Annotated in this window: 10 protein-coding genes; 4 read left to right on the top strand and 6 right to left on the bottom strand. The window is 35.0% G+C overall.

Going from position 1 to position 15894, the window contains the following annotated elements:
* Positions 1–9: 9 nt before the first annotated feature.
* From PQO00_RS03660 to PQO00_RS03635, 6 genes are all read right to left on the bottom strand, one after another.
* Positions 10–741 (bottom strand): DUF4843 domain-containing protein, encoded by a 732-nt coding sequence (locus tag PQO00_RS03660; protein WP_274183477.1) that lies wholly within the window; start codon positions 739–741, stop codon positions 10–12.
* Between the two features lie 30 nt (positions 742–771).
* Positions 772–2199: a RagB/SusD family nutrient uptake outer membrane protein gene (locus PQO00_RS03655; RefSeq protein WP_274183476.1), complete on the bottom strand. Its 1428-nt coding sequence runs from the start codon at positions 2197–2199 to the stop codon at positions 772–774.
* A 12-nt stretch (positions 2200–2211) separates the two neighbouring features.
* Positions 2212–5502: a SusC/RagA family TonB-linked outer membrane protein gene (locus PQO00_RS03650; RefSeq protein WP_274183475.1), complete on the bottom strand. Its 3291-nt coding sequence runs from the start codon at positions 5500–5502 to the stop codon at positions 2212–2214.
* 440 nt (positions 5503–5942) lie between these two features.
* Positions 5943–7124, bottom strand: coding sequence for a FecR family protein (locus PQO00_RS03645; protein WP_274183474.1), 1182 nt, complete (start codon positions 7122–7124; stop codon positions 5943–5945).
* A 114-nt stretch (positions 7125–7238) separates the two neighbouring features.
* On the bottom strand, positions 7239–7835 hold the full coding sequence (locus PQO00_RS03640; RefSeq protein ID WP_274183473.1) for an RNA polymerase sigma-70 factor: 597 nt from the start codon (positions 7833–7835) through the stop codon (positions 7239–7241).
* 549 nt (positions 7836–8384) lie between these two features.
* Positions 8385–8543: an insulinase family protein gene (locus tag PQO00_RS03635; protein WP_274183472.1), complete on the bottom strand. Its 159-nt coding sequence runs from the start codon at positions 8541–8543 to the stop codon at positions 8385–8387.
* Between the two features lie 360 nt (positions 8544–8903).
* Here PQO00_RS03635 and PQO00_RS03630 point away from each other — a divergent pair, with 360 nt between their 5' ends.
* The 4 genes from PQO00_RS03630 to PQO00_RS03615 all read left to right on the top strand — a co-directional run bounded on the left by PQO00_RS03630 (position 8904) and on the right by PQO00_RS03615 (position 15810).
* The gene (locus PQO00_RS03630; RefSeq protein ID WP_274183471.1) at positions 8904–9548 is read left to right on the top strand and encodes an RNA polymerase sigma-70 factor; all 645 of its coding nucleotides are present in this window, start codon (positions 8904–8906) and stop codon (positions 9546–9548) included.
* 227 nt (positions 9549–9775) lie between these two features.
* A complete protein-coding gene (locus tag PQO00_RS03625; protein ID WP_274183470.1) occupies positions 9776–10948 on the top strand; it encodes a FecR family protein in 1173 nt (390 codons plus the stop codon).
* A 171-nt stretch (positions 10949–11119) separates the two neighbouring features.
* Positions 11120–14320, top strand: coding sequence for a TonB-dependent receptor (locus tag PQO00_RS03620; protein WP_274183469.1), 3201 nt, complete (start codon positions 11120–11122; stop codon positions 14318–14320).
* Between the two features lie 14 nt (positions 14321–14334).
* Positions 14335–15810 carry a RagB/SusD family nutrient uptake outer membrane protein gene (locus PQO00_RS03615; protein ID WP_274183468.1) on the top strand — a complete coding sequence of 492 codons (1476 nt, stop codon included), beginning with the start codon at positions 14335–14337 and terminating at the stop codon, positions 15808–15810.
* Positions 15811–15894: the final 84 nt, after the last annotated feature.

The following is a 15894-nucleotide window of genomic DNA, read 5'->3' as shown; positions in this document are numbered from 1 at the left end:
CGCTACTATCTAAAAAAACACGCCCATTCGCATTTCAGTTACACCGTCTTCTTCGTATATCGTATTATTTAAATCTTGCTGATCTAACAAATAGCGGTTCATGATTAAACCATAATATGGGATTAAACTATTGTAATCGTTATAGCTGGTGGGATTTACTATAAAATCAAGTGGCATACCGGTTACTTGATGCATGAGTTGTATTTTTTTTACGCTAAAATCCCCATAATAGTAAGAAAGACTCCCCCAATATCGTCCCGCAGTTAACATGTCTGAAACCGTTATTTTATATAAGACTGTAAATTGAGAGTCTTCGGATCCCAAATTTGTATCGAACTCTTCATTGCTTGTAAGATTTAAAATCAAGGTTTTCATGGTTGTTTGGAGATCATCCGTTCGCTCCAGCTTTATATAAATAGTATCGCTAACTTGCCCTTTATGTATTGTAAAGGTTTCTGGAAAACTATAATCTGTATTTTCAACAGCCGTTGACGAAGGATCTACCGACAGTGTGAAAATGCGATCCCTATCGGCAGGAACCCCTGTAACATATACAGGCATTTTTACTAATGAGTCTTGAACAGAGGCGTTGCTATAAGCAAATGAAACGTCTAAGCTATCGGGGAATTTTATAAAATAAATGTTATCTTTTATATCATAAGTCAATAACCCTTCCTTTGTACAGGAACTGAGTATTCCCAATAGTATTATTGAAAATAATATGTATGTGTGTTTTTTCATGATTGTAAATTTTTTAAAGAATTTTAAATTTTAACGAGGAGTTGTTTCTGATAGTGGTAATGGAACCACATAACTAGGTGCTATTGTCCACCATGGGTATCCATTTGTTGCTTCAGGAACATCAAAAATATTTTTTCTTTTATAATAGAAAAAAAGTTGTCCTTCTCCCCAAAACTCTTTTTGGTATTCTTTTCTAATTTCTGAATTTAGATCTGACCCACTTGGAAGATCGCCAAGTCCCCTGTTATTCCTTACAGTATTTAGATAGCTCAAGGCTGCATCAGGATCCGTTTCTGTTTCCGCCAAAATATAGTACATTTCTGATTTGCGGATTAAGGGCTGTACAAAACGCCAAGGTTTTGTTTGGTCTACAATGTCTGCAAATTTGTAAAATAAGCGAAAGCCTTTAATGCTGTTTAACCAAGTTGTGGTATAGCGATAATCGTTTTCGTTGTTTTCAAAAACTTGCTCTAACCTTTCAGGATGTGGAGCTAAAAGACTATTTTCTAGTAACTCGGGACTGAAAAAATTGGTGTAATTGGTGTACATATTCGAATTATAAACCCCAAATAAAACCTCTGTAGAAAAAATTCTGTCTGGATTGTCTGTTCCGGAAACAATATTGCTGAAATCCAACCAAGGGAACTGATTTTCACCCTCGTCTAGTGTTTCCTTAGCTAAAGAATGAGCTAGCATAGTGTTGCCCGCATATAAAGAAACACGAGCTCTAAGCGCTTTTATCGCATAAAAATTTAAACGCTGATTACGATAGCCTTTATAAAAATCTTGAGAAAAAACAACTCCTACCCCTTTTACTGGGTCATTTGCCATCAGTTCTTGAGCAGCCTCTAAATCAGCGGCTATCTTATTCACGACCATTTCTGCAGACAGAATAGGTTGTGTTTGAGTATCTGTATCTGTATAATACGGAATGGCTTCTTTGTCTGAATCTGTTTGATAGACAGGCCCAAATAATCGTAAGAGGTCAAAATGAAGCAATGCCCTTATTGCCACGGCTTCCCCTTTTAATAAGTTTGCTTTTTCAACAGAAATGACGCTATTTTGGCGCGCTTCATCAAGTTCAGAAATAAATTTATTGGTTTCTGAAATAGTAGCGTAGGCACTCACCCAAATATCATCAAAAATTGGTTGTACCATATTACTATTATAATTGTAACCTTGAAGTGAAGAATAGGCAGTTACAGATCCGATACGGGCAGTATGGTATCGCTGTGCTAGTAATTCTACCGTAGTTGTAGAAAGGTTGGCTCCGTATAATGAATTGCTAGCCAATTTGTTATAAAGTCCATTTAATACTTCTTGAATGGCCAATTCATTAGAAAAAACTTGGTCTTCCGTATATTTGTCTTCTGGTTGAAGATCAAGGTAATCCTCGCAACTCCCTAGTGATAAACTAAATATGCATAATAGGATAATGTGATTATATTTTCGTATCATAATTATTTTTTTTTAAAATGAAACATTTAGACTAAATGCCACTGAGCGAGAAAAAGGATAATCGATACCTCTTTCACTTTTAACAGTTTCAATCCTGAAAAGATCATTCAGGTATAAATTAAGGTTCAAGGTTTTGAAACCCAAACTCTTTATTAAGTCATCTGATTTCCGCCAGCTTAAGCTAATGGATTCACCGATAAGATGAGAATCTTTTTGAACGAATCTTGAACTAAGATTTGGGGTAAAATAATTAAGGCGCACTGCTGAAAATTGACTCACATCACCAGGGGCTTGCCATCTGTCGTACAGGGCACGTTTGTCTTGGTTGTAAATAATATTGTTATATTTAATATTTTCTACTTTTTCATATAAGGCACTGTTAAATACATAGCCTCCAATTCGATAACGCAAATTTGCGCCAAATGTAAAATCTTTATAGGTAAAACTGGTATTGATAACCCCTTCTAATTTTGGTCTGGTGTTGCCTACCTTAACCACATCTTGTGGGTCATAGACAGCTGTAAGCGATCCATCTTTTTTCTGGAAAATTTCCGTTCCAGTTGCAGGATCGATGCCTTTAGAAACAATCGCCCAAATATCATCTGGACTATAGCCATCTTTATATCTTAATAACCCTTGGCTTTCTTGTTGCGCCATATTGTATGAGTCTAATTTATTCCCAAGACCTCCATAAACACTTTTAGAAGTCCCTCCGGTTAGTCCAATAGTCCAGATAATTCGGTCTTTTAAATTGTAAATAGGAGATATACGTAAATTATAAAGCCATCCGGTTGTTGCTAAATTACCAACATTTAACACATAATTTGAATTTATTCCAACAGAAGAAGGCAGTATGCCATTAGCGGGAACAACTAGTGGATCTGTTAGTTTATCATAATATTCTACATACCCACTAACCCTATTTTGCCATAGTGTAAATTCGATTCCACTACTAATTTGACGTGTGTTTTGCCATTCTAAATTGGGGTTGCCCAAAGAAATTAAATTTAGACCGCCAATCCCAAAATTGTTTATTTCTGCGGTTGAGGTGTAAGTAGAAACCGATGTAAACTGGCCTAAGTTTTCATTACCGGTAAGCCCTATATTGGCGCGTAGTTTTAATAAATTTAACCATTTAGAGTTTTTCAAGAAGGGCTCCTGGTGTAGATTCCACCCCAGACCAGCCGAAGCAAAGGGGCGAAACACTTGGTTAGAACCAAAAACAGTGGACCCATCCAAACGGTAAACGGCATCAAACAAAAAACGCTGATCAAAAACATAATTAAAACTAGACATAAAGCCAACAGACCTAGAGGTTGTCGTTGAGGCAGATGGACTTCCATAAGGGGCGTAGCTACTGGCAAATATTAGGTTGCCGTTCGTTCCGTAAGGGAAACCTACCGCAGAAAAACCCGTCGATTCAAAATGGTCTTCTGCTATATCACCCCGGATATTGGCATTAAATTGATGCTTGTTTATAACCTTGCCGTAACTAAGCATTACATTTGCACTGTACGATCTATTTTCTATATGCGTGTTCGTATAACTTCCTTTTTGGCGGATATCAACACCTTCAAACTGCGTGTGCTCCGGAGAAACAAAGACGACTCCGGTTGTATTACTATTTGCTATTTGTACCCCTCCCTGCAATCTGAAATCATTGGAAAAATCCCATACTAATTGTGTGTTATTTGTTAATGAAAACCCTTTATTTTCATCGATACTCGAAAGCGAAGCATTGTATAAGGGATTGGGAGGTAAATTAGCGCCTCCGTATGCTATAGAATCAAGAAATTTAGGATTTGTTCCATCTAAGTTTCTTTTCCTATAATAGGGATTTGCCTGTGCAAAATTAGAAAAAGAACCATAAGGAGATTCTTTTCCCCTAGAACCATTAAAAGAAAGTAAGTTGGTGATATTTAATTTATCTTTTCGGTAGGTAACACTAATATTTGATCCCCATGTTTTCCTTACTGAACCTTTCATAACCCCTTCTATATTAGAAAGAAAAACACCTCCATTAAAAAACAAATTTTCACTCCCACCATACATTTGTACCGAATGCTTACTCGTAACGCCCATTTGAACAGGCTCACTTAACCAATAGGTGTCCACCCCTCTTTGTATCTCAGCTAATCTTCTTGCATAGACTTCATCTGCTTCCCATTGCAGGCTTCCTTGATCTGAATAAATACCAACTTGTTTTTCAAACTCTAATTTTTCTGCAGCATTCATTAAATTGTAACTGCGTAGATCGGGTACATCATAAGAAAAATCTCCAGTATAAGTGATACTTAATTTTCCTCCGGTCGGCCTTTTTGTCTCCACAACGATGACACCATTCGAAGCCCTTGAACCATAAAGAGCCGTAGAGGCAGCATCTTTTAAAATCGTTATTGATTTTACCCGGTTTATATCCAAATCGTAAATGGCTTGTAGCGTACTTTCAAAGCCATCCAGGATAAAAAGAGGCTGATTTGGGTCATTACCAAACTGGCTATTTAAATCTTCTGTACTTGCCGTATTGATGGTAGTTTTTCCTCTAATTTCAAAATTTGGTAATTGGTTGGGGTTTGATCCCTTAATATTATTTTCAACCATAACAAAAGAAGGGTCTAACGTTTGTAAGCTTGTCAACACATTTTTATTTCCAATGGTCTTTAGCTCATCTCCCGTAAATGTTGTTGCAGCTCCTGTAAAACTCTCTTTTTTACGTTTATAGATACCCGTAACTATTACTTCTTCCAATTTAGATGCCGCTTCTTTCATAATGACATCAATATTATTTTGATCCCCAACGACTATTTCTTGAGTTTCATACCCCAAAGCAGAAAATACCAAAACGTTTTCTGGATTTGGTACTATAATGGTATAAGAGCCATCAAAGTCGGTAGCCGTACCTTTGAGGGTACCTTTAATGAGTACCGTAACACCCGGTATGGGCTGACCAGAAGCGCCAGTTATTGTACCTGTTACATTAATTTGCTGTTGGGTATTGGCATCCTTAATTAAAATGGTATTGTTTTGGGTAACAATAATGTTTACATCTTTACCAGATAGGCTTTCGTTGATGAGCTTATTTAAGGATATCGTGCCCTTTTTAAGCATGACCTTGGGGAAGTCCTTGAAAATCTGATCTTCATAAATAAAATTATAGTCAGTTTGTTTCATGATGAGCTCAAACACTTGATTTACTGTTAGGGTCTCATTGACCGCTATTTTAATTTTGGCATTTTGAGAGACCAGGTTACCCGGGGCTATACTAAACACCGATACACAGCATAAAAAAATGAATGTTTTCATAAGGATCATTAAAAGCCGTTTGTTGTTTCCCGTGCTTGTGGGAACATTACGGAGGTTAATTGATTTAATTTCCATAAATTTGTTTGTTATTAGTTAGTTAAATCTACCTGTCGGTAGACAGGCTTTAAATTAATTGATAATGACAGGGGAATAATAGGTTTCAATTTTTAGCGAGATAGAACCTGTGTTCCCTTTCTTTTTTCATCCTCCGTAGCTTCATCCTCTATGTGCTCTAGCACTTCGAAAATCGTAGAACGTAGGAGTTTTTTTAGTTATTTGTCTTTCATATTATTTGTGTTTTTAGAGGGTTGTTTGTTTAGATTTTTAGATAGTTAGACATTTTCTTTATTCTTTAATTGGCTTTTGTGAAATCCCCAGCCTCGCCAGCAGGCTCCTGCAGTTGGTATGGCAATGACACCTTGTTCATGGTGCACCACACATCACTTCAGCACAATGGTCTTGCCCCGTATCTCATACGTTTCTATAGACACCGAGCCTATGGTGGCCATGATGGCTTCTATATTTTGGTTTTTTCGCAATACACCGGTAAAGGTGACGTTTTCCAGATCCTTGTTTTCAAATATCACGTCCATATCATACCAACGGGATAGGGTTTGCATGATGTCCTTTAACGGTTTGCTTACAAAATTGAACGTGCCGTCCTTCCATGCTATATGGTAGTACACATCGACAGTGGTCACGGTTGTTTGTTGGCTTAGCACATTAAAACCCAATTGTTGGTTGGGCACTAAGGTATGCTGTGCCTTGGGCGTGTTTACTGCTACTTTGCCTTCGACCAATGTCGTGTAAATGTTCGTTTCGTCTTTGTAGGCCTTGATGTTGAATTCGGTGCCAAGAACCTCCACTTCCTGGCCACTGTTAAATACTTTAAAAGGGGAACCGTTGTGGTCGGTGCTGGGACTAACGTCGAAGTAGGCTTCGCCGTAAATAAGACTAACTTCTCTGGGTTGACCGTAGGTAAAGGCTACAGGATATTTAAGTTGGGTCTCTGAGTTGAGCCAGACCTTGGTACCGTCGGATAGGGTTATTTGGAAATGGCCACCACGGGGGATGGTGAGTGTTTCGTATAAGGATTGTTGTGCCGGGTTGAGACGCGATGCTTTGCGTCTCTCCGTATTATACGTAATCTGTTTGCCGTTACTGCTGGCGTAGGTGGTTTGGTATAGGAAATCTTTTTCTAATACCACGGTGATGCCATCCGCCTGAGTAAGGATGGCTTTGTTGCTGCCTGTTTGTATTTGGTTGTTTACTATAATGGGTTGTGCCCCTTCAACTCCCTGCCTACCAAACGGGATAGTATTGGTCTGTAATAAGATGGTTAGAGTAGCTAATAATAGAATAGCGGCGACGGCGGCGTACTTAATCGGTTTTTTCTTGTAGAAAGGCACTACTTTGGGCGCTTTAGGCTCTTGTTGTAGTTTTGATTGTATTTTAGCATAAATATCTGCTTTGATTGGCGCTTTTAAGGCAGGGTCTAAGGGCCATGTTTTTGATGTTTGATGGCTTATAAAAAAGTTTGAAAGCTCTTTGAGTCCTTTATTGGAAATTGAACCTTTAAAAAGTTGCTTAATTAAACGGTTTAGATAGTTGTGGTCTTCCATTTTTTTTAATCTTTTCTATGGGGCTTTTATACAAGTCGAGAAAAAGAAAGGCATCCCTAATAGAAAACCGTACTTTTTTTAAAAAAATTTATTCTAGCTCTTTTTACCACCCGTTTATTGGTGCATATAATAGCTAATAAATATAATGAGTTCCATACCGGCTATGTTACTTATGGAAGCTTTGAGGAGTTTTAATGCTTTGGTAATGTGCGCTTCTACTGTTTTGGTGGATATTCCCAATTTTTCAGCTATTTCTTTATGGGTCAATTGCTCTTGACGGCTCAATATGAATACTTCTTTGATTTTATCAGGAAAGGTTTCGACGGTTCGATTGATATGCTCTAACAGTTCTTGATAGATGAGCTTTGATTCTGGATTCGAGGTTTGTATGCGCTGATTGAAGTTATCTAGTAGTTCTTCTTTAAAGGATTGTTTGTTTTTTCTGAACTGATCGTATACCTTATACATTACTGAGGTATATAGATAGCCTTTTAGGGTGGTTTTTACGTTTATATCGCCACGTTTGGTCCAAATATTAATGAAGATATCTTGTAGAATGTCTTCGGCAAGCACTCTGTCTTTTAAAAGGTTGTGGGCATATATAAATAGGGACTCCCAATACAAATCGTATAGTGTATTAAATGCTCCTTCGTCATTGGCATTTATGCGGTCTATTAGTTGTTGGTCTGTATGGTTTTGTGCTACCGACATGTTTAACCTGCGTTAAAAAATATACTATGCTTTGGCTGTATGGGCGCTAACACCTTTTTACTGTAAGTCGTATTTTGCCGATACGATAAAACGGTGTTACCTATTCCCTCTGTAACTATTTTTAATAGAAAATATGCGCTAATTGCTGCAATAGCTTTTACAATTTGCAACAATATTAAGTAATTTTTATGAATACTTTAATATTTTATACTTGTTTATGTTTTTGGGTGTAAGCTTTTTTATGGCGAATACCAAAACTTATAGATGCGGATGAGACCTCGGGGTTCATTCCTGAACTGTACAACATCTCATCATTATCTGGAATATTGACATCAAATCGTTCTCTTGGATTTTCTACAGCTGGAGTTTTCGAGAATTTTTCTATGATTTTCTGCTCAACCTCTTCTTATATTAATGCCACCTATCACAGCTATGGTCTGCAGATCGGTTAGGTACCAATTATGATAGAAATTACGAAGTACCTTGTATTCAAAATTTTATACTATAGACATCAGACCAATAGGCATACGTTAAGAATACTTTGAGTAATTATATGTTTTGGCATCGATGTTTGATAAAGGCCATGTGTTCTAGAAAATGTGCCAGACCTTGCTGGTCGTCGTTCTCCAAAATCGATCCCATGTTTTGAATGATGTAATAACTGGCCGCTCCTTTTACCACATCGGCTCTTTTGATGTAGTAGTTCATACCATTTTTTCCAACAGTGGCCTTAAATGTTCCTTGATAATTTTTGAGTGCTAGACAATTTTTTATGCCCCAGCATCTTTGATACAGTTTTAATAGGGACTTTATTTAATTCTCTCCCAATGGCACAAACCGAATAGGACACGAGATAGGACACACTGAAATATGGTCTCAAACCAATCCGAATTCTAAGCAAATCATTTAATTAACAACAAATGGAGGTAAATATGATGCCATTTATGCGTTCAAATTATTTTGTATATTTAACTCAACAATCTTAGCACCTTTCCTTCACAGAATAAAGAATTAATAAAATTTGTTTAATATTGAGCAATTTTATTATTTAGAGTTTAATTCTCTTAAATGAAATTATATTTAAATAAATTTCAATTGGCAGAATCAATAAAAAGAGCAGATAAAAATAGACTTAACGAAAAACTGTTAGTCCAGGAGCTTATTGAAGGCAATAATAAAGCCTTCCGTAAACTTTTCGACACATATCGAAACGATGTGTTCGCATATAGCGTTAGCATGCTGAAAACAAAAGTGCTATCAGAGGAAATCGTTCAAGACGTATTTCTGAATATCTGGAAACATCGGGATAGATTAAATCCCGATTTATCTTTCAAATCCTATGTTTTTACAATTACTAGAAATCTGACCTTCAACCTCATTAGCAAAGTTGCCAATAACAGAAAGCTTAAAGAAGAAGTATTTTATGTAAGCCAAAAGTCATACAGTCCTATTGAAGATAAGATGGCAGAAGCCGATTATGAGGCAATAAAAAACAAGGCTATCCAACAATTACCGCTCAAACGCAAGGTTATTTTTCAAATGTCGCGTGATGAAGGTAAGAGCTATGATGAAATTAGCAAAGAATTAAATATTTCGGTAAGTACAGTCAAAGGACAAATGAGTAAGGCTTTAGCAACTATAAGAGACTTTTTAGAAACTCATGGTGACGTAACACTTTTGATTACCCTTCTCTCATCCCGCTGGCTTGAATAATTTTTTTTTGATTGTCCGTAATTTGCTATAAACCTAAAAATATATTGTTTTTGTCATCCCGAGGCAACGAGGGATCTCATTGATTATCAATAGATTATTTACTTCGTTCTGAATGACAAAAATATCATTATGTATGATTACGGACATTCAGTTTTATTTTAATAAAATAAACTTCGAGTAGTACTCATACCGTCCTCATCTGTATTATATACACAAGATCGTATATTATGCATTCAGATTATCATTCTCGAAATAAATTAAATAAGTTTATTCTTAATCAATGCAGCAAAGAAGAAGCTGATGAAGTCATTACCCTTATACAGAATATGAAAGGGCCAGACCAACTACCAACTGTTGAAGATGTACTGAAACTCCTTGACAAAAAACCAACCATGACTTTGGTTGATGCAAATCGAATTCATGATAATATCATAAATATTGTAAAACAAAAAGAAAATAAAAGAAAAAGATTTTATGTTTGGAAGTATTCAGTTGCCGCTACTATTGCTGGTATCTTAGCTATAACCTATGTTTTAAGAGATGATTTATTTAACAATCCTATAGATAAAGAACAAACAATTGTAAAAACGAATGCTATTCAAACCGGGACAGACAAAGCAACTTTAACTTTAAAAGATGGTTCGGTAGTCGCACTGGAAAAAGGCACGTCCTACCAAACACAAAATATCAAAAGTAATGGAGAGGAAATTGTGTATGGAGTTGGAGATAAAAATTCATCTGAAATCGCTTATAACTATCTAACTATCCCAAGAGGCGGTCAATTCTTTATAAAATTATCAGACGGCACCCAAGTATGGTTAAATTCTGAATCCCAACTTAAATATCCGGTAACCTTTAGAGAGGGAGAAACGCGTGAAGTAGAATTGGTATATGGTGAAGCTTATTTTGACGTGAGCCCTAGCACCGACCACGACGGCTCCCATTTTAAAGTTATGAATAGCGGTCAGGAAGTCGAAGTCCTGGGTACCGAATTCAACATCAAAGCCTACAAAGACGAAACCAACATATACACGACGTTAGTAGAGGGCAAAGTATCCGTTAATAATAATTTTGAAAACAAAATACTAAGTCCAAATCAACAATCAACTATAAGCAATAATAGTAATGCTATTGTTATCGCAAAAGTAGATGTTAAAAACGAAACTTCTTGGAAACGAGGTTTTTTTAGTTTTAAAAATAAACCTTTAAATGAAATAATGAGGGTTTTATCTCGATGGTATGACTTTGATGTTGTATTTCTAAATAAAGATCTAGAAAATATAGAATTTAAAGGGGTTTTAAGTAAAAAACAAAACATTGAAGAAATTCTATTAAGCTTAAAAAATATAAATGTTATAAATAACTATGAAATAAGCAACAAAACAATAACCATAAAATAAATTGAGAAAGGGAACAAAGCGCAAACTGTCCAAGGTACAACGCTCCATTCCCAATTAATCAAAAATTACTAATTAATTAAAATGTATAACTAACTAATAACAATCAAATTTATGAAAATTAATTTTTTAAATGATTTTTTTGAATTCAAAAAAAAATCTATCCTTAACATTATGAGATCTTTTATCCTATTATTCTGCACAACAGCTTTTAGTTTAAATCCTGGGAATTTATCTTCACAAAATGATAAAATTGCAATTGATAAGGATATCGTTCTAACCGTGGACGAGGTTTTTGATCTAATAATGGATCAATCGGATTACACTTTTATTTACAAAGTGGATATGTTCAAAAATTTTCCTAAAATCCATCTAAAAAAAGGTACAATAAAAATAAGTGAGCTATTAGTAAAAAGCTTTAAAAAAGATGACTTTAATTTTACTTTTAAACCGAACAAAAACATCCATATAAAACAAAAAATCAAAGATATTGATGCATCATTGCCCCAGCAACAAATTACTGGGATAGTAACAGACATCGATAAGCAACCCTTACCTGGTGTTTCAGTTATCATAAAAGGAACAACAAGAGGTGTAGCAACAGATTTTGATGGGAACTTTTCCATTAGTGTAGAAAAAGGAGAAACTCTTGTTTTTTCTATGTTAGGTTTTGCAAATGAAGAAGTTGAAGTAAATGAACAACAGTCTCTAAATATTGTCCTGGAAGAAAATGTTAGTTATTTGGATGACGTTGTAGTTGTAGGGTATGGAACTCAAAAAATCAAGGATGTTACTGGTTCAGTTAGCCAAATTTCAAGTGAAGTTATTGAAGACAGACCCATATTGCAACTAACCGAGGCACTGGCTGGAAAAGCGGCTGGTGTAACTGTTGTATCTTCTTCTGGAAAACCACAATCAGGAAGTTTTTTGCGTATTCGAGGTACAACATCAATTAGTGCCTCAAGTGAACCATTATATGTGGTTGATGGTATTCCTGTAGAAGTTATTTATGATATCAATCCAAACGATATTGAAAGTATTTCTATTTTGAAAGATGCATCTTCTGCAGCAATTTATGGTGCATCTGGAGCAAATGGTGTTGTTATAATCAATACTAAAAGAGGAGCAAAAGGTGGACAAATAAGTTTTGATACTTATATTGGAGCATCAACAATAACCAAAAAATTAGGAACACTTGATCGATCACAATATATTGATTTAATGGATGATTTAGGTTTATCCGTTCCAGATTGGTCAATCTATACTGCAAACACCAATTGGCAAGATGAAATCTATAGAACGGCTCTAAGAAAAAACTATCAACTGTCTTTTTCTGGAATAGAAAATGGGATAAATTATTACATATCTGGAAATTATCAAAATGCAGAAGGCATTGTACGAACAAATAGTGTTGAAAGATACAGTGCTAAGTTTAACCTGAGTACTCAAATTAGAAAATGGTTAAAAGTTGGAACTAATTTAACATACTCCAAATGGCGAGATGTTGATGTTACTGATAATGTAGGTGCAGGCAGAGGAGGCGTAGTTTTAGGAGCATTAGTTACGCCATCTCTTATAAGTATTTTTAATGAGGACGGCACTTATACCGGAAATCCATTACAGGCCTCTTGGGAAAACCCTGTAGCAAGTACAGATGCCCCAGATAAGGAATACCTAAATTCAAGATTTTTAGGAACATTTTATTTTGATGCAGATATTACAAATGAAATTCAATATACAAGTAGATTTTCAATTGACGATACGCAAGGTTCTTTTTCAAACTTTTTAGACCCCTTTACTACAGATTTTGGTAGAGCAACTCAAGGAACCGCTTATGAAAGTTCTAACAAAAGTTTTTACTGGATTTTGGAAAACATGTTGACTTATGAAAAAACCATTGGAGATCATGAATTTAAAGTCTTGGGCGGATTTATTTCATCTAAGAGAAAAAACACTTCTCTTTCAGGAGAATCAAATGGTTTTGGAAGTGGTACGGTTACCTCTGTTGGTGGTGGCACCACTAATATCATAACTTCATCAAATGTAAATGAAAGATCAAATCAATCTTTCATTAGTAGACTTAATTATGATTATAAAGACAAATATTTATTAACGGCCAATTTCAGAGCCGATGCTTCTTCTGTTTTTGGGCCAAGCAACCAATGGGGTTATTTCCCTTCATTCTCTATAGGTTGGAGGCTTTCTAAAGAAAATTTTATTAACGAAAACGGTTTTTTCAATGATATAAAAATTAGATTTGGATGGGGTGAAGTTGGTAATGATAGAATAGAACCATATGCTTGGTATGGTCAAGTAGGAACAGGATATAATTATGTTATAGGAGGTAATATAATTCCCGGAATTGCTGCTGAAACTTTAGAAAATAAAGATTTAAAATGGGAAATATCTACACAAACGGATTTAGGTTTAGATATTGCCTTTTTAGACAATAGGTTAAATGTAATCATGGATTACTATATTAAAGACACTAAAGACCTATTAATACCTGCCCCACTTCCAACATCCTCTGGTTTTCTTAATTCAACACAAAATGTAGGTGGAATAAAAAACAAAGGGCTTGAGGTTTCAATTCTCGGAAAAATAATAAATACAGAATTATTTACCTGGGATACAAATTTTAATATATCATTTAACAAAAATGAAATAACCGACTTAAAAGGACAGATTTTCAATGATGGAGACATTTTTCAAAGAGGAAATGTGGTTCGTGCCGAAAAAGGACAACCTATTGGCAATTTTTGGGGGTTTATTTCTGATGGTGTCGATATAGCCACTGGAGATATTATTTACAGAGACTTAGACGAAAGTGGCGATATTACTGCCGAAGGTGACAAAACAATCATTGGTAACGCAAATCCAGACTTTACTTATGGCTTTACAAATACACTAAAATACAAAGGTTTTGGATTGAGTGTTTTTCTTCAAGGTGTTCAAGGTAATGACATTTTTAATGCCACTAGAGTTGAAACAGAAGCGATGACAGACTTTAAAAGCCAATCTTCTAGTGTCCTAAACAGATGGAGACAACCAGGTGATGTTACAGATATTCCTAGAGCAGTATTAGGCGATAAAACAAATTCAGATTTATCATCAAGATTTATTGAAGATGGTTCATATTTAAAAATTAGAACGCTAACATGTAGCTATGATCTAAGTAAAAAATTCTTAGAAAAAACATTTTTGACAAAATTGAAATTATACGTTACAGGCGAGAACTTAGCAACATTTACAAATTATTCAGGATACGACCCAGAAGTTAATGCATTTGGTTCGAGTAACTTAGTTCAAGGGGTCGATTATGGAACTTACCCTCAGATTAAAAATTTCATCCTTGGTTTAAACGCTTCTTTTTAATTTAAAAAAATATTATGAAAACGATTAAAATTTTATTAAGAACAATAATAGTATTTTCTCTTATACAGTCATGTAGTGATGAATTTCTCGATTTAAAACCAATTACCAACTCAACCACAGGTAATACATTTAATAGTGCTGATGATATTGAAGCGGCCTTAGTATCCGTTTATAATTCATTACACAACGAATTTTATATTTGGGATAATATTTTAATGGGAGATGTAAGATCTGATAATTGTTATGCTGGTCCTCCAGATGACGTAGATATCTGGGCATACGACCAATTAAAAATAACACCTAACAACGCAAGAATATTTAATAATTGGAGAGCCTTTTATTTAGGCATAGCAAGAGCTAATACTGTTTTAGATAAAATAGAAGATATTGCCGATTTATCTAGCACCAGAAAATCTGAAATTATTGCTGAGGTTAAATTTTTAAGAGCGTTCTATTATTTCGATTTAGTAAAACAATATGGAGGCGTTCCCATAGTAAAGAAAACTGGAACAGCAGACATTAGTAAGACTCAAATACCAAGAAACACTGTAGAAGAGGTGTATGCGTTTATTATTGAAGATTTAACCGCAGCCGAAGCAGGTTTACCTGATAATTATGAAGGAGGATCTAATGTTAATAAAGCAAGAGCCACTAAGGGTACAGCAAATGCACTATTGGCAAAAGTATGGGCACAACACCCTTCACATAATTATGAAAAGGTTATTGAGCATGCAGACCGAGTTATAAATAGTCCAGCTGGGTATCAACTTTTAAGTACTTACTCCCCTTTATTTAGTGTTGGAGGTAATTATAACAACTCAGAAGCAATTTTTGTGTCTCAATTTATAAAAGGAACTCCTCAAGGAAATTGGGGACCCCAATTGTTTTTACCACCTTCAATTAGTAATGACAGTTGGAGAAAGTATGGAACACCTTCCAAAGATTTAATAAATGCTTACGATTCTCAATCTGATCTAGAAAGGAAGAATCAAAATATCATTTTCGAAAGTGTCCAATGGGTAGATGAATATTATAACGTTAACAGTCCATCGACCCCTGTACCTTTTGCATATAAGCAAAAAGAGGCCAATGGCTGGAACAGTGGTGATCATATTTATTTTTTACGTTTAGCAGACATTTTATTATTGAAAGCAGAAGCTATGGCTCATTTAGAAATTGGTGATAGAGGAAGAAGTATTGTCAACCAAATTAGAAATAGAGCAGGTTTAAGTAATACCACCGCTACCGATAATGAAATGTTAAATGCTGTGTTATTAGAAAGACGTTTAGAGCTAGCTCTGGAAGGCCATCGGTGGGATGATTTAGTAAGAAATAATATGATTATTCAAACCATGAATAATTTACAGGAGTTAAATTTAATAACTAATGAATATGTAAATTATGATATGAACGAAAACAAAATATTATTACCAATCCCTTTAAATGAAATAGACAGAAATCCAGAGTTGGAACAAAACCCAGGTTATTAAAGTGAAAATTGTTTTGGCCTATTAAACATCAACCAAATGATAAAACTTTTTTAAAATTTGGTTGATGTTATTAAAAATAATAAA

It is taken from the genome of Flavivirga sp. 57AJ16 (genome assembly GCF_028736925.1).
Lineage (GTDB): Bacteria > Bacteroidota > Bacteroidia > Flavobacteriales > Flavobacteriaceae > Flavivirga.
This window is presented reverse-complemented; position numbering and strand designations above follow the sequence as displayed.